This is a genomic window from Serratia grimesii NBRC 13537 (assembly GCF_001590905.1).
GTDB lineage: Bacteria > Pseudomonadota > Gammaproteobacteria > Enterobacterales > Enterobacteriaceae > Serratia > Serratia grimesii.
The window spans coordinates 1-20,689 of sequence record NZ_BCTT01000017.1; the positions used below are offsets into that span (position 1 = coordinate 1).

The following is a 20,689-nucleotide window of genomic DNA, read 5'->3' on the forward strand; positions in this document are numbered from 1 at the left end:
TTTTTATTGACCAAAAATCGCCCAACCTCACAAAACACGAAGATAAAAAATCAACGGCGTTGCGCAAGAACACTTATTAACTATATGTTAATTTTTAGTTTCTTAAATGTAACCAGGAGTTGATTATGTTAACAAGAATCGGCACATCGGTCGTGGCGATCGCTGTACTGGGTGCAATGCCTGCTTACGCCCAATTCCCGGCAGGTTATCCAGCCGACTATCAAAAAATTGTGGACGGTGCGAAGAAAGAGGGCAAAGTCGTGGTGTATTCCACCACCGATACCAAAGCCGCAGGCCCGCTGATCCAGGGATTCGAAGCACAGTATCCAGGCGTTAAAGTCGAATATAACGACATGAACAGTACCGAGCTGTACAACCGTTATATCAGCGAACAGGCAGCGGGTGGCACCAGCGGCGACGTGGTATGGAGTTCGTCGATGGACACAGCGCTGAAGCTGGCGACCGATTATGCGCAAGAATACGCCTCGCCGGAACAGGGTCAACTGCCCAAGTGGGCGGTATGGAAAGAAAAAGCTTACGGAACCACCTACGAACCTGTGGTTTTCATCTATAACAAACGGCTGATCCCGCAGGGCGACGTGCCGGACTCACATGCGGCACTGGCAAAACTGATCGCCGGCCAAACCGACAAGTTCAAAAAGAAAGTCACAACCTATGACATTGAAAAGTCAGGTCTGGGTTTCATGCTGTCGGTGCAGGACTTCAAGGCTGATCCGAATTATTTCGCCACGTTGGCAGACATTGCCAAAGGGGGGCTGGCGGTTCAGTCATCCACCGGAACCATGATGGAAAGGGTATCGTCCGGTGAAAACCTGATTGGTTTCAACATTCTGGGTTCATACGCTGAAGCTCGCGCCAAAACCGACCCTTCACTCGGTATCTCGTATCCAAAAGACTACACCCTGGTGCTGTCGCGCGTGTCTTTTATCAGTAAAGAGGCTACCAACGCGAATGCGGCAAAACTGTGGCTTAACTATGTGTTGTCGGAAAAGGGCCAGAATATTCTTGCCAATCAGGCAGACATTCCCTCTATTCGCAATGACATCGAAGGCAAAAACGACATTGACGGCATGACCAAAATGCTCGGTAAAGCGCTGAAACCTATCCCGGTAGATGAAAGCCTGTTGGAGTATCTGCAACCGGCTAAACGCCTCGATTACATCAAGCAATGGCGTACTGCCGCAGCGAAATAACACAGGATCCGGACGCGCGTCTGCCATTGTGGCGCGCGCCCTTTGGTCGTCGTCGTTTACAACCATCGGGATATATTTATGGAAGCATGGCGCAGAAAGTGGCAAAGCCTGCCGCGCGGCTTGGTCGTATTGATAACCGCACTGGTTATCTACGTGCCGCTGTCGTTTATCGTGATTCAAAGTTTCCTTTCCGCTCCCTTTTTCTCGCCCTCCAAGGTGTTCAGCCTTGAGGCGTTCCAGTTCATTTTCACCGATCCGGACTTTTATAAGGCGCTAAAAAGCGGGTTTATCCTGGCGTTCGGTCTGGTGGTAATCGCCATTCCGTTGGGAGGGATCCTGGCTTTTTTGATGATCAGAACCGACTTGCCCGGCCGCCGCTTTATTGAACCACTGATCCTGGTGCCGATCTTTGTCTCGCCGATGGTCTTGGGTTTTGGCTATGTGGTGGCCGCTGGGCCGGTGGGTTTCTTTTCACTGTGGGCGGAATCGTTATTTGGTTTTGTACCGTGGAATATCTACTCGATGGCCAGCATTGTGGTGATCGCCGGGTTGACGCACGTGCCGCATGCTTATCTCTATATTTCCTCAGCTTTGCGCAGTGTGGGTTCAGACGTAGAAGAAGCCGCACGAACGGCGGGGGCATCGCCTTTGCAGGTAATGACTGCCGTTAGCTTGCCGATGGTGCGGCCCTCGATTCTGTATGCCGGGGTTTTGTTGTTTTTCCTCGGGCTGGAAGTGTTCGGCCTGATGCTGGTGCTGGGCGATCCGGAAGGTAACCTGGTACTGGCGACCTACCTGTATCAACTGACCAATAAGCTGGGCACGCCGTCTTACCATCTGATGGCCGCAGTAGCGGTGGTGCTGATCTGCATCACCATTCCGCTAGTGATGTTGCAGCGCCGCCTGATGCGTACCGCTAACCGCTTCGTCACCGTCAAGGGCAAGGCGTCGCAGGCGCGGGCGTTGCCCTTGGGTAAATGGCGTTGGGTCGCCGGTGCTGTGGTGGTGTTCTGGCTGACGGTGACTATCGGTGTGCCACTGGTGGGGGTGGTGCTGCGTGCTTTTATCTCTAACTGGGGGGTGGGCGTTTCAATCTGGGACGAGCTATCGCTCAATACCTTCCGCACTATCTGGCAGCAGCCGAACCTGCTGCGAGCGATCGTCAACTCGATGGCGATTGGGGTGTTCGGTGGGGCGCTGGCGGTGGTTTGTTACCTGTTTATCGGCATCGCCATGCACCGCAAACCCGACGGTGCTACCCGTTTTCTCGATTACAGCGTGCTGGTGCCGCGTGCGGTACCGGGTCTGCTGGCGGGCTTGGCATTCTTGTGGGTCTTCCTGTTCCTGCCGATGTGGCTGGATAAGTCGTTGAAAGAAGGCTGGTTGTCGGCGCTGCCGGTAGCCGAATGGCTGCGGGAGAACCTGATCGTCTGGTTGCGCTCTTTGCGTAGCACCATCTTCAGCGTCTGGCTGGCGTACACCGTGGTGTGGATGGCCTATGGCCTGCGGCTGATATCTTCGACGCTGTTGCAAGTCGGCCCGGAGCTGGAAGAGGCAGCGCGCAGCGCTGGCGCGAGCCGGGGGCAAATCACTCGTCACGTCACCATTCCGCTGTCGCGTTACGGCCTGATTGGTTCCTGGTTGCTGATGTTCCTGATTTTCGAGCGCGAATATTCCACCGGGGTGTATCTGTTGTCTCCGGGTACCGAAACCATAGGTTCTATGTTGGTTTCTCTGTGGGCGGCGGGCGCCATTGATATCGTCGCTGCACTTTCCTTCATTAACATCCTGTTGGTGGTGTTAGGTCTGGGTATTGCCTTGCGCTTTGGAGTGAAATTACATGATTGAACTTTCGGTAGAAAACCTGCATTTAACCTACGGCGACAACCCGGTGTTGAAGGGCGTCTCGATGGATTTAAAACGTGGCGAGGTGGTATCGCTGTTGGGGCCATCGGGCAGCGGTAAAACCACCTTGCTGCGTGCGGTTGCCGGGCTGGAAAAACCGACTCAGGGCCGCATTATCATTGGCAGCAATACTGTTTACAACGGCAGCGCGCGCAGCGAAATTCCGGCGGAGGAGCGCAACCTGGGGTTGGTGTTTCAGTCTTATGCCCTGTGGCCGCATAAAACGGTGTTTGAAAACGTCGCCTATCCGCTGAAATTACGCAAAGTCGCTTCGGCCGAAATCAACCAACGGGTGCAAGGCGTGCTTGATCAACTTGGGCTGGGGCATTTGGGTAAGCGTCATCCGCATCAGTTGTCCGGTGGTCAGCAGCAGCGTGTGGCGATTGGTCGGGCGCTGGTGTACAACCCACCGGTCATTCTGCTCGATGAGCCGTTATCTAACCTTGACGCCAAGCTGCGCGAAGAGGCGCGGGTGTTCTTGCGTGAGCTGATCATCAAGCTGGGACTTTCGGCGCTGATGGTGACTCACGATCAGAACGAGGCAATGGCCATCTCCGATCGTATTTTGCTGCTCAACAACGGGAAAATCGAACAGCAGGGCACGCCGCAGGAAATGTACGGTGCACCGTCCACCCTGTTTACCGCCGAGTTTATGGGCAGCAATAATCGCCTGAACGGCAAGGTAACCGAGGTGGTTGATGGCAAAGCGCGCATTGAAGGGAAAGACTGGACGTTGTGGGGCATGGCGGGTGCCGGCGTGAAAACCGGTGAGGACGCTACGGCGGTGATCCGTGTTGAACGCGTGCGTCTGGGGGATGACCCGCAAGGCAACCAGCTCGAGTTGCCGTTGCTGACCAGCATGTATCTGGGGGATCGTTGGGAGTACCTTTTCCGTACTGTTGCTGAGGATTTTGTCGTGCGGGCCTATGGCACTGAAGTACGCGGTCAGACGCTGTGTCGACTTTCCTTACCGCCAGAGCATCTGTGGATTTTCCCTAAAGCTTAAGGGTGCAAGTCCCATAGTTGCCAAAAAATCTGGCGCGTCACAGTGGATTGGATATGAAAAAGTGTGCGCTAGATCATCTTATTCTCGCAAAGTGCCGTTCAGTTGTCAGGCAGGCTGTCGCATCTGTTCCTTTTGGTAAAACTTTGGTTTATGCTCGGCTGAAGCGTTTCAGTTGTGGTTGTATTCCACAGAAACGCCAGAGTGAAGGTGATGAGTGAAGGCTGGACCGAAGGAATAATGCGACGCGACGATTCACAGCAGGTGGTGCGCTAAAGTACTCTATGCGGGTTATCTAGATGACCCAGTCAGCGCCCTCTCAATAACGGTGAACGCGCCCGGGGAGAGAAGGCCCTTTTTCAGGAGCAGCATGACAATCCGCATAGCGATAAACGGTTTTGGCCGCATAGGCCGCAGCGTTTTACGCGCACTGTACGAATCGGGACGACGAGCGGAAATTTCCGTGGTGGCGATTAACGAATTGGCTAACGCCGAGGGAATGGCCCATCTACTGAAATACGACTCTAGCCATGGTCGCTTTGCCTGGGATGTACGTCAGGAATGCGACATGCTGACCGTCGGGGACGACACCATTCGTTTACTGCATCAGCCAGCGTTGGAACAGCTTCCCTGGGGTGAGCTTGGCGTAGATGTTGTGCTGGACTGTAGCGGTGTTTATGGCAGCCGGGCAGATGGTGAAGCCCATCTGGCGGCGGGGGCGAAAAAAGTGTTGTTCGCTCACCCTGGCGGTAACGATCTGGACGCCACTATCGTATTTGGCGTCAATCATCAGACGCTGCTGGCGGAACACCGTATCGTTTCCAATGCGTCATGCACCACCAACTGCATTATTCCAGTCATTAAGCTGCTGGACGATGCCTACAGCATCGAATCGGGCACCGTGACCACCATTCACTCTTCGATGAACGATCAGCCGGTGATAGATGCCTATCATCAGGATTTACGGCGTACTCGTGCAGCGAGCCAGTCGATTATTCCGGTCGACACCAAATTGGCTGCCGGTATCACCCGTATTTTCCCGCAGTTTTGCGATCGTTTCGAAGCGATTTCCGTACGCGTGCCGACCATCAACGTGACGGCCATTGATCTCAGTGTCAGTGTCAGTTCGGCGGTGAAAGTTGCAGAGGTCAACCAGCTGTTGCAAATGGCCGCACGGGGATCTTTTCGTGGTATAGTTGACTATACAGAACTACCATTAGTCTCGATCGATTTTAACCATGACCCGCATAGCGCTATCGTCGACGGTACGCAGACTCGGGTCAGCGGTCAGCACCTGATCAAGACCTTGGTCTGGTGTGATAATGAATGGGGCTTTGCCAACAGGATGTTGGATACAACACGGGCAATGGCCGCAAGCGGTTTCTAGTACGGCGGCATCGGCACTGGTCGATGCGCCGCTCAGGCAACTTTATAGTTTCTAGAGAATCAACCAAGAGGGTTCACCATGTCTGTAATTAACATGTCCGATCTGGATCTGGCAGGTAAACGCGTTCTGATCCGCTCCGATCTGAACGTTCCAGTGAAAGACGGTAAAGTGACTTCCGATGCACGTATCCGTGCCTCCCTGCCGACTATTGAAGCTGCGCTGAAACAAGGCGCCCGCGTGATGGTAACCTCCCACCTGGGTCGTCCTACCGAAGGCGAGTACAACGAAGAATTCTCCCTGCTGCCAGTTGTTAACTATCTGAAAGAACACCTGAAAAACCCGGTTCGTCTGGCGAAAGACTACCTGGATGGCGTTGACGTTGCAGAAGGTGAACTGGTTGTGCTGGAAAACGTCCGTTTCAACAAGGGCGAGAAAAAAGACGACGAAACCCTGTCCAAGAAATATGCGGCGCTGTGCGACGTGTATGTGATGGATGCTTTCGGTACCGCACACCGTGCGCAGGCGTCTACCCACGGTGTAGGCAAGTTCGCACCTGTAGCCTGTGCAGGTCCACTGCTGTCTGCAGAATTGGAAGCACTGGGTAAAGCCCTTGGCAACCCGGCCCGTCCGATGGTAGCTATCGTGGGTGGTTCTAAAGTGTCCACCAAACTGACCGTACTGGATTCCCTGTCTAAAATCGCCGATCAGCTGATCGTGGGTGGCGGTATTGCCAACACCTTCGTGGCGGCTCAGGGCAACAATGTTGGCCAGTCACTGTACGAAGCAGACCTGATCCCGAACGCCAAGAAACTGCTGGAAACCTGCGATATTCCGGTTCCGACCGACGTGCGCGTGGCGACCGAGTTCTCTGAAACTGCGGTTGCGACCGTGAAGCAGGCAAACGAGATCCAAGACAACGAGCAAATTCTGGATATGGGCGACGTCTCAGCAGAGCGTCTGGCCGTTATCCTGAAGAACGCCAAAACCATTCTGTGGAATGGCCCGGTTGGCGTATTCGAGTTCCCTAACTTCCGTCGGGGCACCGAAATTGTCGCGCGTGCTATCGCAGACAGCGAAGCCTTCTCTATCGCAGGCGGCGGCGACACCCTGGCAGCAATCGACCTGTTCGGCATTGCTGACAAGATCTCCTACATCTCAACCGGCGGCGGCGCCTTCCTGGAATTCGTGGAAGGTAAAGCGTTGCCAGCGGTAGTGATGCTGGAAGAGCGCGCTAAGCAGTAATTCAGACAGCGGGAGGCGAAAGCCGCCCGTTTGTTTTATACCCTTCAGACTTGACGTTGCATCTGTGTTGGCTGCGAGCCTTCCCGGGCCACTTACTTGAGTAAGCTTCTGGGGATTCACGCTCTTACCGCCTTGATGCAACTCCAATTATTTTGGGTAGATACCGTGTGGCATAATGCGGCACGGCATGAAAAAATCGATTTACATCCATCTTTACCCAATAGATTTCAAGGTGTAGTCAACAGTGTTACGGCTTGAGAAATAAAGGGTATAACGGCCAACGAAACAGGACAAAGTCACATGTCTAAAATTTTTGATTTCGTAAAACCGGGTGTCATCACTGGTGATGACGTTCAGAAAGTATTCGCAGTAGCTAAAGAGAACAACTTTGCTCTGCCAGCAGTGAACTGCGTAGGTACCGACTCTATCAACGCCGTGCTGGAAACAGCAGCGAAGGTACGTGCTCCGGTTATCGTTCAGTTCTCTAACGGCGGTGCCGCGTTTATCGCCGGTAAAGGCGTGAAGACTGACGTTCCTCAGGGTGCAGCAATTCTGGGCGCTATCTCTGGTGCACATCATGTTCACCAGTTGGCTGAACATTACGGCGTGCCTGTTATTCTGCACACTGACCACTGTGCCAAGAAACTGTTGCCATGGCTGGACGGCCTGTTGGACGCTGGCGAAAAACACTTCGCAGCGACCGGCAAACCCCTGTTCTCTTCTCACATGATCGATCTGTCTGAAGAGTCTCTGGAAGAAAACATCGAAATTTGCAGCAAATACCTGACTCGCATGGCGAAGATCGGTATGACCCTGGAAATCGAACTGGGCTGCACCGGCGGTGAAGAAGATGGCGTGGACAACAGCCATATGGACGCATCAGCTCTGTACACCCAACCAGAAGATGTGGCTTACGCGTACGAAAAACTGAACGCGATCAGCCCACGCTTCACTATCGCAGCGTCCTTCGGTAACGTGCACGGCGTTTATAAGCCAGGCAACGTTAAACTGACTCCGACCATTCTGCGTGATTCTCAGGACTACGTGTCCAAGAAATTCAATCTGCCACACAACAGCCTGAACTTCGTGTTCCACGGCGGTTCCGGTTCTACCGATGCAGAGATCAAAGAATCCGTAGGTTACGGCGTGATCAAGATGAACATCGATACCGATACCCAATGGGCAACCTGGGACGGTATTCTGCAGTACTACAAAGCGAACGAAGCTTACCTGCAGGGCCAGTTGGGCAACCCGAAAGGCGCCGACCAGCCGAACAAGAAATACTACGATCCACGCGTATGGCTGCGTTCAGCTCAGACTTCCATGATTACTCGTCTGGAACAGGCTTTCAAAGATCTGAACGCAGTAGACGTTCTGTAATCTTGCCTGGCTGTTAGTCATAAAGGCTCCCTTCGGGGAGCCTTTTTTGTTTCTAACTTAGCAAACTGGCGCCGACGTTGATCGACAATCCCAAAATTACCAGGTTGAAGACAAAGGAAATCACCGATTGCAGCAGTGCGACTTTGCGTACTTCTGCCGCGCCGACCGCCACGTCGGCGGTTTGCGACGCCACGGCAATGGTGAATGAGAAATAGGCGAAGTCCCAATAGGTGGGCTCTTTGAGGTTACCGGGAAACAGCAAAGGCAAAGGATCTTGCTGTGCGCCCTGGCGGTAAAACTGATGGGCATAATGCATGGTGAATGCGGTCGGTAGCAGCAGCCATGACACCACCAGCGTGGTGCCGGTTAACACCAGATGCAATGTTCTCAGTGAGTCACTGACCTGCTTGGCTGTACTCAGTTCAAACAGAATGGACAAAATGCTCACCAGGCAGCCGATGCTGACCAACGCCAGAACCATGCTGGCGCTTTCGTCCTGTGCGCGAGCTAGCTGACGAATGTGTTTGGGTGTACTGACCAGCATCAACCGCCATAGAAACAGCAGGTAGAGCCAGGCCAGTGTGTTCCAGCCGAGCATTAACCGTTGCAGTTGGGAGAGTTGGGCGGGGAGTAACAGATAGCACAGAATACCTGCGCCCACAGAAAGTAACAGCCGCGGACGAACCTGCCAGTAGTGCCTGAGCGGGGAGAGAATATGCATAACGGACAGGTTCCTTGTCTTAATAAAGTGAGAGTGCTGTGTTCAGCATAGAAGATGCCGGGCCGCCGTTTTGGCTATTTTTAGCGCTTACGCTTGGCATGCTGCGTGAATGTTGGTTAACCTAGGGCGGTGGTTTCCTACTGACATCTGATGTCGGTGTATTTTTGAGAGTTTATCCCTTTAGGGGCTGAGTTAGGACGACACGAATGAAAGATCTGAACGTAGTAGATGGCATTAATGGTGCCGGTAACTGGCTTGTGCAGAACCAGGATTTATTGATTCAGTATGCAGTGAACATCGTTGCGGCGATCGTTATTTTCATCATCGGTTCGATCATTGCACGCGTAGTTAGCAATGCGGTAAACCGCGTGATGAAGCTGCGCGGTATCGATGCCACGGTAGCAGATTTCCTGTCGGCAATGGCGCGTTACGGCATTCTGGCCTTCACCTTTATCGCTGTACTGGGGCGCGTTGGCGTACAGACCACCTCAGTGATCGCCGTGCTGGGTGCCGCCGGTTTGGCCGTGGGTCTGGCGCTGCAAGGCTCGCTGTCCAACTTCGCCGCAGGCGTGTTGCTGGTGGCCTTCCGTCCGTTGCGTGCCGGTGAGTATGTCGATTTGGGCGGCGTGGCCGGTACCGTCGACCAGGTGCAGATTTTCTCCACCACGCTGCGCACCGCAGACAACAAGACCATCGTCGTGCCGAATGGCAAAATTATCGCTGGTAACATCATCAACTATTCCCGCGAACCAAACCGCCGTGTGGATATCGTGGTTGGCGTGGCGTATAACGCTGATATCGACGTGGTGAAAAAGGTTCTGGGTGACGTGATTGCTGCCGACAAGCGCATCATGCACGCCAAAGGCGTGACCGTGCGTCTGAACGAGATGGCACCGTCTTCACTGAACTTTGTGACCCGCTCCTGGACCACAAATGCTGAATACTGGAACGTGTACTTTGATCTGATGGAAAACTTCAAGCGCGCGCTGGATGCCAACAACATCGGCATTCCGTTCCCGCAGATGGATGTTCATCTGTACCGTACTGAGGAAGCTACCGCGAAAGCGGAATAATGAATAATAGAGAAGGGGGCCAAGGCCCCTTTTTTTATGGCTGGCCGAGTCGACATCACTGAGATGGCGGCTCGGCTTTTTTATTGGGTCAGTTAGGTAATACAGAGCCAGACGCCCTTGTCCGGGGGCTCACACTAAGCCGATAGAGCAGGAAGATGGCGGCAGAGCCCACCAGCACCGGCAGCGCCAGCCAGATAAAGAACATCTCAGTAGAGCCTGAGGCGACAATCATCCAGGCACCGAGCATCGAGCCAATGATGGAGCCGAAGCGGCCGCTCGCCATTGCCCAACTGACCCCGGTTACGCGAGCTGCTGTGGGGTAGATAGTGGCAGAGACCAGGTTCAGGCCGTTCTGCGCGCCAGCCACACCAAAACCGATAAGGAACACCGTGGCCGCCAGGGTGTAGACGTCCCCCATCAGGTAACCGGTGGCACCGACAACCAGCGCGGCACCCAGGTAGGACAGAGCAAGTACCCGGTATGGCCCGACACGGTCCATCAGCAGCGCCATAAGGATGGCACCGAGAGTCCCGCCTAATGGCACCATCGCCCCAATGCGCGACGCCTGGACGATATCGTAACCGACGTCCTTTAGAATGCTTGGTAGCCAACTGGTGAGCTGGTAAAAGACGAACAGCGAACAGAAAAACGCCACCCACAACAGCAGGGTGCGTACTGCACGACCTTCTATAAACAGGTGCGATATCGGTGAATTGGCCTTTACTGGCCGTTCGTCATCGGCAATTGTCACACCTGCCCAGCTTTTGCCGGTGATACGCTCGACTACCTTACGCAAGTTATCGGCATGTTTCGGGCTGGAAGTCATAAAGCGAACTGATTCGGGCATTTGCCAGGCCAGCAACGGCAGCAACAGCAACGGCGCAATGCCACCGAGCATTAACACGCCACGCCAGCCGAAGGCAGGGATAATTTGTCCTGCGAGTATGCCGCCCAAAGCCAAGCCAGCGGTGAAGCCACTCCAACTCAGTGTGACCATGATCATCCTGCGACGTACCGGAGAGTATTCCGAACTGAGGGTGATGCAGGTGGGCATCGCACCACCTAAACCGATGCCGGTGATGAACCGCAGCAGGATCAACGACTCGATTGAATGGGTATACGCCGAGGCCAGGGTTCCCCCGCCAAAAATCAGTATCGAAACGAGCAGCACGCGTTTGCGGCCTATGGCATCGGCGACCGGACCGAATATCAGGCTGCCGATCAACAGACCAAACAATCCTGCACCAAAGGCAGGTGATAACTGTGCCGGCAACAACTGCCACTCTTCGCGTAAGGCCGGGGCGATATAGCCGATGATTGCGGTATCAAAACCGTCCAGCAAGACGATCAGAAAACACAGAGTAAGAATCAGTATCTGGTAAGGCGAGATCTTGGCGTTGTCGATGATCTCACTGATACGAGCGGTGTTTTGGCTCATAAGAGTTCCACTTAATTAGGCTGGTGTGGAGCTGGCTGGAGGGCAGAGTAGGCGTCAGGTTCCTGTTGAAACGGGCCTGATCCAAAGCCGCTTTGGCTGGCATGGTGTAGATACCCGAGTATACATCAGAGCCAAGGGCTTGAGGCGATGTGACGGCTTACCCAGTGAGTTTTTACGTAAGGGGAAAGAAGAGAGCCAGCGCGCTGTATGACGAATTTGTAGTGGTTTGTATTTTGCCTGACACTCATAAGCTATTTCTTTCCGTGGCGTTCAACGAGTATGGCTTCTGATGAATTCTTTCAACATTTTTCCGGCAGCATTAATATGCTTAATTACTTCTCTACTTGCCACATCGGGGTTTCTCTGTCTGCAAGCAACTAAAATACTTGCATGATCATCCTGGAACTTACTCGTATTAGCCAGTAGCTGCCGTTGAAGATATTCGTATCTTTCTATCTGATTTCGCAATTCATCTATCATTGCCAGCAGTCGTTTGTTTTTACATCCACTATATAAAAGATGATGAAACTCATGATTATATAACCCCTGTTTTTCAAAATCGGGGGTATTAGCGAGAAGTTTATGGGTGAGTTCAGCTCTCTCCAGAGTATCCATATCCAAGTTCTGCACGCTCTGAGAGATAGCATCTCCTTCTAACAAGGCTCGTAGCTGATAGATCTCGTCAATATCATCACATGAAAGCGTCCTGACGATAGCGCCACGGTTTCTAAAAATCTCAACCAGACCATCACGCTCCAGTTGCCTGATTGCCTCTCTCATCGGAATTCGGCTAACAGAAAAATGGCTGGCAAGCTCCCTCTCAACCAATCGTTCACCGTCTGGAAGGGTTCCGTTGTTAATCATCTTTCTTAACTCATCAGCAAGCATGCCCGCAGTTGATTGACCCGTCAGGTTCATAAATTTCTCCTTTATTTTATGGTATAATGGTATACCATCTTGCGAGATGAGTCCAGAATCGCAGAAACAGGCAGGGCTCTATCACCAGAAAATCCATTGTTGTAACTGCTCAGGAGCAATAGAAATGGCCCATCGCGAACATCACTACCAAGTTAACGTTGAGTGGCAAGGCAACAAAGGTAGCGGCACAGAATCCTACAAAGCATATGATCGTAATTATGAAATTACGGCAGGTGACAAACCCAGTATTTTAGGGTCATCGGATCCCGCGTTTCTGGGGGATGCCACTCGTTGGAATCCAGAGGATCTTCTTGTTGCTTCGGCATCTGCCTGTCACAAATTATGGTATCTGCATCTTTGTGCTGAAGCGGGGATAAGTGTTTGTACTTATATTGACCGGGCTGAGGGGACAATGCGTGAGGGGGAAAAAGGGTGTTTCACAGAAATTATTCTAAAACCTGAAATAACCATTCGACCAGGAGATGATATTAAACGTGCTCTGGATCTTCATCACCGCGCGCATGAGCTCTGTTTCATTGCTAACTCCCTTAATTTTCCGATTACCTGTCAACCGGTAATAACGCAAATGTGAGAGCGATAAACCACCCATTGGGCATAATTTGTTTTCACCAGATATCTCAAAACATCTGGTGAAAACTATTCATACTGGAACTGAGGCCTGCCAACTCACTCTATTGCCCGTAGTAGGCATGCTTGCCGTGTTTGCGCAGATAATGTTTGTCCAGTAGCGCGGGTTGCATGCTGTTAATACCCGGCGTCAGCTGGCGCGAGAAAATCCCCATATAAGCAATTTCTTCCAGCACCACTGCATTATGCACCGCGCTATGCGCATCTTTGCCCCAGGCAAAGGGACCATGTGAATTGACCAGCACTGCCGGAATGGCATTTGGGTCGATGCCACGTCGATGGAAGGTGTCGATAATCACCTTGCCGGTTTCGAGTTCGTAATCATGCGCAATTTCGTCTTCGGTCATGAGGCGGGTGCAGGGAATCGCGCCGTAGAAGTAATCGGCGTGAGTGGTACCCCAGGCGGGAATATCCAGTCCGGCCTGCGCCCAGATGGTGGCGTGGCGTGAATGGGTATGTACGATGCCGCCGATCTCAGCAAATTCACGGTATAGCGCCAGGTGGGTAGCGGTGTCTGAAGAGGGCTTTTTGTTACCCTCGACAGTTTGGCCGTTGGCGAGGCTGACCACCACCATGTCCTCGGCCACCATATGTTCATATTCCACGCCGGAAGGCTTGATCACCACCAGCCCGCGTTCGCGATCCACTGCGCTCACATTGCCCCAGGTGAAGGTCACCAGATTGTGGCGCGGCAGGTCGAGGTTGGCTTCCAGTACCTGCTGTTTCAGTTGCGGCAGCGTTAGCATGTCATACCCCCTTGTTGCATTTTTTGTTCGATCCAACGACGTGCCTGTACGATTTCGGCCACCGGTTCTTCGGCTTTCTCGGTCCACATCTCGATCAGGAAAGCGCCGCGATAGTTAAGCTGTTTCAGCGTGCGGAATACCGCGACGAAGTCGACGCAGCCTTCGCCAAAGGGCACATCGCGGAACTGTCCCGGTGAGCTTTCAGTGACCGGATAGGTGTCTTTCAGATGGATGGCGGCGATGCGGTCAATACCCAGCGCCAGCTCCTGCGCCACGTCATTGCCCCAGGCGCTGAGATTGCCGACGTCCGGATAGACCGTGAACCACGGCGATGCCAGGCAGGCGTCCCAGGCCTTCCATTTGCTGATCGAGTTCATAAATGCGGTGTCCATGATTTCCACCGCCAGCATCACCTGGGCGGCGGCGGCGCGTTCGACGGCCCATTGCATACCCTCGGTGAAGCGGGCGAGGGTGCTTTCGTCCTGTTGTTCGTAATAGACGTCATAACCGGCGAGCTGGATGGTGCGTATACCCACATCTTTTGCCAGTTGGATCGCCTGTTCCATCACCTCAAAGGCGCGTTGGCGCAGCGCATCGTCATGGCTGCCGAACGGAAAGCGGCGGTGGCCGGACAGGCACATCGACGGGATGCTGATGCCGGTTTCCAGCATGGCGCTGACCAGCGACAGCCGCTGTTCTTTGCTCCAGCTCAGGCGTGCCAGCCGATCGTCGCTTTCATCCACCGACATTTCGACAAAATCAAAACCGCAGGCCTTGGCCAGTGCCAGACGCTCGGGCCAGGTCAGGTGTTTCGGCAAGGCTTTTTCATAAATTCCCAGTGGGTGCTGGCGCATATCAACTTCTCCAGATGTCATCAATGACGGTGCGGAACTGACCGGCGGCGGCCAGTGGATCGGTAGCCTCCGCCAGCGCCCGGCCGACGATAAAAGCGGTGACGGCGATGTCTTTAAACAGCGATAGGTCAGTCGGTGTGATGCCGCCGGTGATCGACAGCTCAATGCCCAGATCCGACAGTGCTTTCATCAGATCCAAATCTTGTTGGCCCCAGGTTTGTCCGCTGGCCTGCGCGTCGCGGCCACGGTGGTAGATGGCCTGGCGGATGCCGAGTTCGCGCCACTGCCTGGCATCGTCCAGCGTCCAGCGGCCGAATAGCTCAATCTGGATCTCGCCCTGATGCTGTTGCGCTACCTCCTGCGCGCTGGCCATGGTGGCTAACGGCGCGGCGCAGATCACCGTCATCCAGTTGGCACCGTGGCTGAAGGCCTGCTGCGCCAGCGTGCCACCGGCATCGGCTACTTTCAGATCGGCCACCAGCGTATGTTGTGGGCAGCGTTCACGCAGCGCGCGCACCGCCTGAATACCGGCGCTGATGCATAAAATGGTGCCAGCCTCGATGATGTCGACGTGCGGTTGCAGGCGTTCCGCCGTTTGCAGTGCGGCGTCCAGCCGGGTGTGATCGAGCGCCAGTTGCAGACGTGGTTTATGACTCATAGGGCCTCCTTTTCGGTGGATTGCAGCGTTTGTAATGTCGCCACCAGTGCCTGATAACGGTGATATTTCTTACCGTAAGCTTCAGTGGCGGTGGCATCCGGCAGTACCCGTTCGATGCGCGGTGCCAGTGCCCGCTGGGCGGCGGTGAAATCGCTGAATGCGCCACTGCCGACCATCGCTGCCATGGCTGCACCTAAGCAGCCGGTTTCTTCTACCTGCGGCAGTTCCACCGGCAGGCCGCTGACGTCGGCGAACATTTGCATCCAGGGAACGGATTTTGCCGGGCCGCCGGTGACGCGCAGGGCGGTGGCCGCAGGGAAGCGTTGCCGCATGCGGTTAAGGTGAGTCATATGGCAGAACACCACGCCTTCGTAGATCGCCTGCACCAGATGTTCGCGCTGGTGGAAGGCCTGCATGCCGTGGAAGCTGGCGCTTAGGCCCAGTCCGGCGTTGGAGCCGTACAGGAAGGGAACAAACAGCAGGCTGCTGTCGGCCTTCCGCAGCGTCGTCACCCAGTCATTGAGCTGGGCGTAGTCCTGAAGCCCCCATTGACGGCAGAACCACTCCAGATTGGCGGCAGAGGTTGGGCTGGCTTCGTGCACAATGTATTTGCCGGCTTCGGCGTGGCGACCATAAACAAACGGGTGGTCGCAACCTTCGGTGATTTTGTCGGTAATGCCGCTGGTAACCGACCAGGTGCCCATCACCGCATTGAGCCGCGTCTCGTCGTGTAACCCGGCGCACAGTGCGGTGGACACCACATCGAACAGCCCGCCGACTACTGGCGTTCCCGCTAATAGCCCTGTTGCCGTCGCAGCGGCGGCATTGATCCGCCCGGCGATGTCGACCGAGCCAACAATGGGTGGCAGTGCTGGCATGATGTCGCCGATGCCTAGCAGTTGCGCCAGGGCCGGGTCATAGCAACCGTCTGCCATGTGGTAAAGATTGGATTCGGAGATATTGGTTTCTTCACAGGCTAGCTCGCCGGTCAGGCAGTAGCGCAGGTAATCGTGCGCCATCAGCACGCTGCCGATCTGGCGATAACGTTCCGGCTGGTGTTGCCGAACCCAGCGCAGCAGCGACACCGGGTGACCGGTCCACAGTGTTTGCCGGGTCTGCGGATACAGCCGCTGTGGCACGCCCTGTTTTTGCCATTCCTGTACCAGCGTCAGTGCACGCTGATCAGAAGACAGCATGGCATTGCCCAGTGGCTGTCCTTGCTTGTCCAGCAGAAACGCGCCTTTGCCCTGCGCCGAGATGCCGACGGCCTGAATATCACTGGCAGCAATGTTGTTGCGAGCCAGCAACTCGCGGATCACCTCGGCAGCGGTATGCCATAGAGCTGGCATATCCCGTTCCGCCCAACCCGGTTGGGGCGAGATAATTTCCATGTTGCGCCGGGCGATACCCAACTCAGTTCCCTGACGGTCATACAGCCCGGCCTTGATAAAGGTGCCGCCGCAGTCCAGCCCCAGCCAATAGTCCATTATTCGGCCCTCGCGCTTTGGTCGCATTTATTCGGCAGCATCAGCGCCAACACCGACGCAATGGCCAGTGATACCGCCAGGCTGTAAACGCCGACATCTTTGCTGAACAGGCTGATCAATACGCCGACCATATAAGGGCCGCAGAACCCCCCCAGGTTGCCCAGCGCGTTGATCACACCGCGTGCACCACCGGCCACTTCAGCATTGAAAAGTTTGGGCGGAATGGTCCAGAACACCCCGGCGGCGGCCTGAATGAAGACCCCACAGCCGACCAACGCGGCATAGGACCACCAGATGTGATCTTTCAACAGCACCGACAACGCCATGCAGATGGCGAAGCAGGCCAGCGGTAGCGCGACGAAGATTTTGCGTTTACCGGTACGATCGGAGAGTGAGGAAATCACCAGCATGCCGAAGATGGCGCCGATGTAGGGCAGGATCGCCAGCATCCCCACCTGTTCCATATTGCCGTTGGTCAGCCCCTTGAGGATGGTTGGCAGCCACAAGGTGTAGCCGTAAATTCCGGTCTGGTAGAAGAAGTTCACCAGGATCAGCTGCCACATGATCTTGTCGCCCAGCACCCGGCGTAGCGAGGCATTGCGCACCGTTTTGCCCTTGATCAGCAGTTGTTCGTCATGCAGTGTTTTGATCAGATAGTCCCTTTCCGCTGCTGAAATCCACTTGGCTTCCTGCGGGCGGTTGCTGATGGTGAAGTACCACAGCACCATCACCACCAGCGACAGCGCGCCTTCCACCAGGAACAACATGCGCCAGTCCCAGACGGTGATGATCCAGCCGGACAGCGGGGCGGTGAGAATACCGGCGATGGGGACGAACATGATGACGATGGCGTTGGCGCGGCCGCGCTCCTTGTCCGGGAACCAGTTGCTGATCATGGTCAGCACCACCGGCAGCATGCCGCCCTCGGAGACGCCCAAGGCAAAGCGCAGGAACAGCAGTTGGTACTGGTTACTGACCAACCCGGTCAGCACTGAAATCACCGCCCAGGCCAGCAGTGACCAGCCGATGAATTTTTTGCCGTTGCCGTACACTGCCAGCTTGCCGCCGGGCACCTGTAGGAACAGATAACCAATAAAGAAGATGCCGCCGGCCAGACCGGCCATCGAAGCGGTGATACCCAGTTCGGCATCCATACCACCAGGCATGGCGAAGGCGATATTTACCCGGTCCATATAGGAAATGATGCAGGTAATAAGAATCGGCGGCACGATTCGCAACCAACGTAATTTGGGGATCGCCTGGTTTTGGCTAACGGAAACAGAGGCAATATTCATATATACACCTGTAGGGTCAGATTTTATTGTTTTGGTGGTTTAAGGCGCAGGGGCACCCGCACAGGCCCGAAGGCCCATGTTGTTGATCGTTATAAAATCAGCGTTGCTTATTGGTGGTTAAATAATTCCAACGGTATTTTCACCACCACTTTGCGAATAGCGCTGGGTTGCTGATTAATACAGGCCGGGCGATGCACATCCTGCGGGAAAAATACCGCAAAATTACCGGGCTGCATGGTTAACCAAGATTCATCCGCGACGTCCTGATAAAAAATAATGTCGCGCTGCGCCAGTAACTCTTGGTGGATCTGGTTATTACCGCGATCTGCCGCCACACCGATCAATTCAGTACCGCTGACCAGAAACTGCACGTCGACATTTTGGCGGTGCACTTCAGGCCGCAGATCGCTCGGTTGCTGGGTGTGTAGATCCAGTACCTGTACCACGTAACCGGTAGCGGGATCTTGATAACGTCCAGCGGGCAGGGCGCTAAAATCCGTGCCTTGCAAATAGGCGATGGCGTGGGCCACCGGTGCCGGGTAGTGTTCCTGCGAAGTATTGGCGATATGGCCGAAGATCATGGTTTTTCTCCTGTTACAGCGCCTGAATGCGCGCCCAGATGCGCTCATCTACCGGGATACCATCACGCATGTTTTCTGCATGAATGCGCGGGAATTTATGCCCTGGCAGACGGATAGCCACCTCTGGGTTATCGCGTTCAGCGTGGGTGATGTAATCCATGATGCGTTGCAGTTTGGCATCGCGGGTCGCGCCGTCGATCAAGCGTTCAATCTCAATGGCAATGAACACTTGCGACACGCCGTACTCGTCGCGGTTGTCTTCAGTGACGTCCGCCACGGACGATCCGCCGGAAAGCAGGGTGGCGATCATATCCAGCACGATCGACAGTGCAGATCCTTTCCAGTAGCCCATTGGCAAAATACGTCGGTTTTCTTCAATGGTGGCCGGATCGCGCGTCAGCTGCCCGTCGTTATCGAAGCCGCCGTCCACCGGCAGGGTTTTACCCGCCAGGCGGTTCAGCTCCAGTGCGCCATAGGAGAACATCGACATCGACATATCCACCATGGTGATCGGATTGCCCGGCACCGCGACGATCAGCGGGTTGGTACCGATACGGCACTCTTTGGCCCCCCAAGGCGGCATCACAGCGATTGAGTTGGTCCAGCAGATACCGATATAGCCTTTCTCCGCAGCTTGCCAGCCATAACCGCCGCCGCGCATCCAGTGGTTGGCATTACGCAGTGCCACCAGGCCGATGCCGTGTTGATCGGCTAATTGCATGGCGCGATCCATCATCTTGCGGGCGGTAAGGTTGCCAATGCCCTGATGCGCGTCCCACTGCTCAATAGCCCCCAACGACAACAGCTTACTGGGCTCGGCGTCCGGCACGATATCACCGGCATCCAACTGCTGAATAAAACGCGGGAAACGGTTAACACCGTGGGAGTAAACGCCGCTGGCGGAGGTGTCGGCGAACATACCGGCACAGTCATCGGCAGTGCCTTCCGTCACGCCCCGCGCCAGTAGCACACGTTTGAATTGCTGCTTTAGATCGGTGTAACTCACTCTCATGCTGATTCTCCGCTACGGCGCATTTGTTTGTTTTGTGTTCTTTAAATTTCATTATGCGAAATCGCATTTCAAATAAATGCTATACCTGCGTTTAAACGAAGTCAAAGCGACGGGAGAGAAAGTTATTTATATAAAACAGTGTGTTAAATTAACTTGATGAATTTGTGATCGACGGCACGTTTTGGGCCGTTGGCGTGCTTCAGACGTGGCAAAGCAGAGCGGAACAGGCCCGCTCTGCGAACATCATTTTCCCCGTTATCCGCGAGTATTCAGTACGATGCGGTATAACGAAGTGGTGGCGGTAATGTACAACTCATTACCGCCCGGCCCGCCGAAAGTGCAGTTAGAGACGCGTTCTGGCACCTCAATCTTACCGAGCTGTTTTCCTTGGCTGTCGAAGATCAGCACTCCTTCTGCACAGCTGCAAAACAAATTACCGGCTTTATCGACACAGAAGCCGTCCGGGAAGCCTGGTGTCACGCAGGTAAAGCGCCGACCGGCATCCAGTTCACGCCCGTTGACCGAATACACTCGCAGTTCACTGCGTCCAAGCGTGGGGAAGTCGACAATCGACATGTCTGCCACATACAGCAGAGACTCATCCGGTGAGAACGCCAGGCCATTTGGTCGCTGTAGATCACTGGCGGCAATGTTCAGTGAGCCGTCACGCGGATCAAAGCAGTAGAGGTAGCAGCCAATCACCTGGCTTTCCGACTTATAGCCCTCTTCGTCACCGGTAATGCCGTAGGGGGGATCGGTAAACCAGATTGTGCCGTCGGAACGCACCGCCAGATCATTGGGGGAGTTGAAACGCTTGCCGTCGACCCGATCGATCAGCATCTGCACTTCGCCGTTATGGTCGGTTCGGCTGATGCCGCGCCGACCGTGCTCGCAACTGATCACTCGGCCTTCAGCATCACGTGCATTGCCGTTGGCATAGTGAGACGGGGAGCGCCAAAGGCTGAGCTCCCCCTGTCGCGACCAGCGGAACATGCGGTTGCCCTTCACATCGCTGAACACCACGGCATCCTGTTGCGGCAGCCACACCGGCCCCTCGGCCCAGATGGCCGGTGAGCACAGGCGTTCAAGCTGATGGTCTGCCATCAGTTCATTCATGCTGACCTCCG

The 20,689-nt window shown here is 54.7% G+C and carries 19 protein-coding genes; 8 read left to right on the top strand and 11 right to left on the bottom strand.

Annotation, left to right across the window (positions count from 1 at the left end; all coding sequences use genetic code 11):
• The first annotated feature begins 176 nt into the window (after positions 1–176).
• The 6 genes from SGR01S_RS20010 (at position 177) to fbaA (ending at position 8,131) form a co-directional block, all read left to right on the top strand.
• A complete protein-coding gene (locus SGR01S_RS20010; RefSeq protein ID WP_370452816.1) occupies positions 177–1,214 on the top strand; it encodes an ABC transporter substrate-binding protein in 1,038 nt (345 codons plus the stop codon).
• A gap of 78 nt (positions 1,215–1,292) precedes the next feature.
• The gene (locus SGR01S_RS20015; protein ID WP_037426976.1) at positions 1,293–3,062 is read left to right on the top strand and encodes an ABC transporter permease; all 1,770 of its coding nucleotides are present in this window, start codon (positions 1,293–1,295) and stop codon (positions 3,060–3,062) included.
• The gene (locus SGR01S_RS20020) at positions 3,055–4,125 is read left to right on the top strand and encodes an ABC transporter ATP-binding protein (RefSeq protein WP_061808392.1); all 1,071 of its coding nucleotides are present in this window, start codon (positions 3,055–3,057) and stop codon (positions 4,123–4,125) included. Before SGR01S_RS20015 ends, SGR01S_RS20020 begins: the two co-directional genes overlap by 8 nt.
• Positions 4,126–4,492: 367 nt before the next feature.
• Positions 4,493–5,509 carry an erythrose-4-phosphate dehydrogenase gene (gene epd, locus SGR01S_RS20025; protein ID WP_037426796.1) on the top strand — a complete coding sequence of 339 codons (1,017 nt, stop codon included), beginning with the start codon at positions 4,493–4,495 and terminating at the stop codon, positions 5,507–5,509.
• A 78-nt stretch (positions 5,510–5,587) separates the two neighbouring features.
• Positions 5,588–6,751, top strand: coding sequence for a phosphoglycerate kinase (gene pgk / locus SGR01S_RS20030; protein WP_061808393.1), 1,164 nt, complete (start codon positions 5,588–5,590; stop codon positions 6,749–6,751).
• Positions 6,752–7,051: 300 nt separating this feature from the next.
• On the top strand, positions 7,052–8,131 hold the full coding sequence (gene fbaA, locus SGR01S_RS20035) for a class II fructose-bisphosphate aldolase (protein ID WP_037426794.1): 1,080 nt from the start codon (positions 7,052–7,054) through the stop codon (positions 8,129–8,131).
• A 52-nt stretch (positions 8,132–8,183) separates the two neighbouring features.
• Here fbaA and SGR01S_RS20040 read toward each other — a convergent pair whose 3' ends face one another.
• The gene (locus tag SGR01S_RS20040; protein ID WP_037426790.1) at positions 8,184–8,852 is read right to left on the bottom strand and encodes a DUF1345 domain-containing protein; all 669 of its coding nucleotides are present in this window, start codon (positions 8,850–8,852) and stop codon (positions 8,184–8,186) included.
• 206 nt (positions 8,853–9,058) lie between these two features.
• Between SGR01S_RS20040 and mscS the strand changes: the two genes are divergently transcribed.
• Entirely contained in the window at positions 9,059–9,925 is an 867-nt protein-coding gene (gene mscS, locus SGR01S_RS20045; protein WP_037426788.1) for a small-conductance mechanosensitive channel MscS, read from the top strand.
• A gap of 88 nt (positions 9,926–10,013) precedes the next feature.
• Here mscS and SGR01S_RS20050 read toward each other — a convergent pair whose 3' ends face one another.
• Positions 10,014–11,363 (bottom strand): MFS transporter, encoded by a 1,350-nt coding sequence (locus SGR01S_RS20050; RefSeq protein ID WP_061808394.1) that lies wholly within the window; start codon positions 11,361–11,363, stop codon positions 10,014–10,016.
• A gap of 270 nt (positions 11,364–11,633) precedes the next feature.
• Positions 11,634–12,281: a GntR family transcriptional regulator gene (locus tag SGR01S_RS20055; RefSeq protein ID WP_037426784.1), complete on the bottom strand. Its 648-nt coding sequence runs from the start codon at positions 12,279–12,281 to the stop codon at positions 11,634–11,636.
• Positions 12,282–12,405: 124 nt separating this feature from the next.
• Here SGR01S_RS20055 and SGR01S_RS20060 point away from each other — a divergent pair, with 124 nt between their 5' ends.
• Positions 12,406–12,873: an OsmC family protein gene (locus tag SGR01S_RS20060; RefSeq protein WP_061808395.1), complete on the top strand. Its 468-nt coding sequence runs from the start codon at positions 12,406–12,408 to the stop codon at positions 12,871–12,873.
• 100 nt (positions 12,874–12,973) lie between these two features.
• Here SGR01S_RS20060 and araD read toward each other — a convergent pair whose 3' ends face one another.
• From araD to SGR01S_RS20100, 8 genes are all read right to left on the bottom strand, one after another.
• Complete coding sequence (gene araD, locus SGR01S_RS20065) at positions 12,974–13,675, bottom strand: L-ribulose-5-phosphate 4-epimerase (protein WP_061808396.1); 702 nt, start codon at positions 13,673–13,675, stop codon at positions 12,974–12,976.
• On the bottom strand, positions 13,669–14,529 hold the full coding sequence (locus tag SGR01S_RS20070; protein WP_061808397.1) for an L-ribulose-5-phosphate 3-epimerase: 861 nt from the start codon (positions 14,527–14,529) through the stop codon (positions 13,669–13,671). Before SGR01S_RS20070 ends, araD begins: the two co-directional genes overlap by 7 nt.
• 1 nt (position 14,530) lies before the next feature.
• Positions 14,531–15,187, bottom strand: a complete 657-nt coding sequence (ulaD, locus tag SGR01S_RS20075; RefSeq protein WP_061808398.1) for a 3-keto-L-gulonate-6-phosphate decarboxylase UlaD — start codon at positions 15,185–15,187, stop codon at positions 14,531–14,533.
• Positions 15,184–16,674, bottom strand: a complete 1,491-nt coding sequence (locus SGR01S_RS20080) for an FGGY-family carbohydrate kinase (protein WP_061808399.1) — start codon at positions 16,672–16,674, stop codon at positions 15,184–15,186. Before SGR01S_RS20080 ends, ulaD begins: the two co-directional genes overlap by 4 nt.
• Complete coding sequence (locus tag SGR01S_RS20085) at positions 16,674–17,969, bottom strand: MFS transporter (RefSeq protein WP_061808400.1); 1,296 nt, start codon at positions 17,967–17,969, stop codon at positions 16,674–16,676. Before SGR01S_RS20085 ends, SGR01S_RS20080 begins: the two co-directional genes overlap by 1 nt.
• A 107-nt stretch (positions 17,970–18,076) precedes the next feature.
• Positions 18,077–18,550 carry a NanQ anomerase/TabA/YiaL family protein gene (locus SGR01S_RS20090; protein WP_037418209.1) on the bottom strand — a complete coding sequence of 158 codons (474 nt, stop codon included), beginning with the start codon at positions 18,548–18,550 and terminating at the stop codon, positions 18,077–18,079.
• A 13-nt stretch (positions 18,551–18,563) separates the two neighbouring features.
• Complete coding sequence (gene yiaK, locus SGR01S_RS20095) at positions 18,564–19,562, bottom strand: 3-dehydro-L-gulonate 2-dehydrogenase (protein WP_037418212.1); 999 nt, start codon at positions 19,560–19,562, stop codon at positions 18,564–18,566.
• 255 nt (positions 19,563–19,817) lie between these two features.
• Positions 19,818–20,678 (bottom strand): SMP-30/gluconolactonase/LRE family protein, encoded by an 861-nt coding sequence (locus SGR01S_RS20100; RefSeq protein WP_061808401.1) that lies wholly within the window; start codon positions 20,676–20,678, stop codon positions 19,818–19,820.
• Positions 20,679–20,689 lie beyond the last annotated feature (11 nt).

Bases quoted from the DNA above. Each gene is read 5' to 3' on its own strand.
- SGR01S_RS20010 (WP_370452816.1), top strand. From the start codon at position 177: ATGCCTGCTTACGCCCAATTCCCGGCAGGTTATCCAGCCGACTATCAA.
- SGR01S_RS20015 (WP_037426976.1), top strand. From the start codon at position 1,293: ATGGAAGCATGGCGCAGAAAGTGGCAAAGCCTGCCGCGCGGCTTGGTC.
- SGR01S_RS20020 (WP_061808392.1), top strand. From the start codon at position 3,055: ATGATTGAACTTTCGGTAGAAAACCTGCATTTAACCTACGGCGACAAC.
- epd (WP_037426796.1), top strand. From the start codon at position 4,493: ATGACAATCCGCATAGCGATAAACGGTTTTGGCCGCATAGGCCGCAGC.
- pgk (WP_061808393.1), top strand. From the start codon at position 5,588: ATGTCTGTAATTAACATGTCCGATCTGGATCTGGCAGGTAAACGCGTT.
- fbaA (WP_037426794.1), top strand. From the start codon at position 7,052: ATGTCTAAAATTTTTGATTTCGTAAAACCGGGTGTCATCACTGGTGAT.
- SGR01S_RS20040 (WP_037426790.1), bottom strand. From the start codon at position 8,852: ATGCATATTCTCTCCCCGCTCAGGCACTACTGGCAGGTTCGTCCGCGG.
- mscS (WP_037426788.1), top strand. From the start codon at position 9,059: ATGAAAGATCTGAACGTAGTAGATGGCATTAATGGTGCCGGTAACTGG.
- SGR01S_RS20050 (WP_061808394.1), bottom strand. From the start codon at position 11,363: ATGAGCCAAAACACCGCTCGTATCAGTGAGATCATCGACAACGCCAAG.
- SGR01S_RS20055 (WP_037426784.1), bottom strand. From the start codon at position 12,281: ATGAACCTGACGGGTCAATCAACTGCGGGCATGCTTGCTGATGAGTTA.
- SGR01S_RS20060 (WP_061808395.1), top strand. From the start codon at position 12,406: ATGGCCCATCGCGAACATCACTACCAAGTTAACGTTGAGTGGCAAGGC.
- araD (WP_061808396.1), bottom strand. From the start codon at position 13,675: ATGCTAACGCTGCCGCAACTGAAACAGCAGGTACTGGAAGCCAACCTC.
- SGR01S_RS20070 (WP_061808397.1), bottom strand. From the start codon at position 14,529: ATGCGCCAGCACCCACTGGGAATTTATGAAAAAGCCTTGCCGAAACAC.
- ulaD (WP_061808398.1), bottom strand. From the start codon at position 15,187: ATGAGTCATAAACCACGTCTGCAACTGGCGCTCGATCACACCCGGCTG.
- SGR01S_RS20080 (WP_061808399.1), bottom strand. From the start codon at position 16,674: ATGGACTATTGGCTGGGGCTGGACTGCGGCGGCACCTTTATCAAGGCC.
- SGR01S_RS20085 (WP_061808400.1), bottom strand. From the start codon at position 17,969: ATGAATATTGCCTCTGTTTCCGTTAGCCAAAACCAGGCGATCCCCAAA.
- SGR01S_RS20090 (WP_037418209.1), bottom strand. From the start codon at position 18,550: ATGATCTTCGGCCATATCGCCAATACTTCGCAGGAACACTACCCGGCA.
- yiaK (WP_037418212.1), bottom strand. From the start codon at position 19,562: ATGAGAGTGAGTTACACCGATCTAAAGCAGCAATTCAAACGTGTGCTA.
- SGR01S_RS20100 (WP_061808401.1), bottom strand. From the start codon at position 20,678: ATGAATGAACTGATGGCAGACCATCAGCTTGAACGCCTGTGCTCACCG.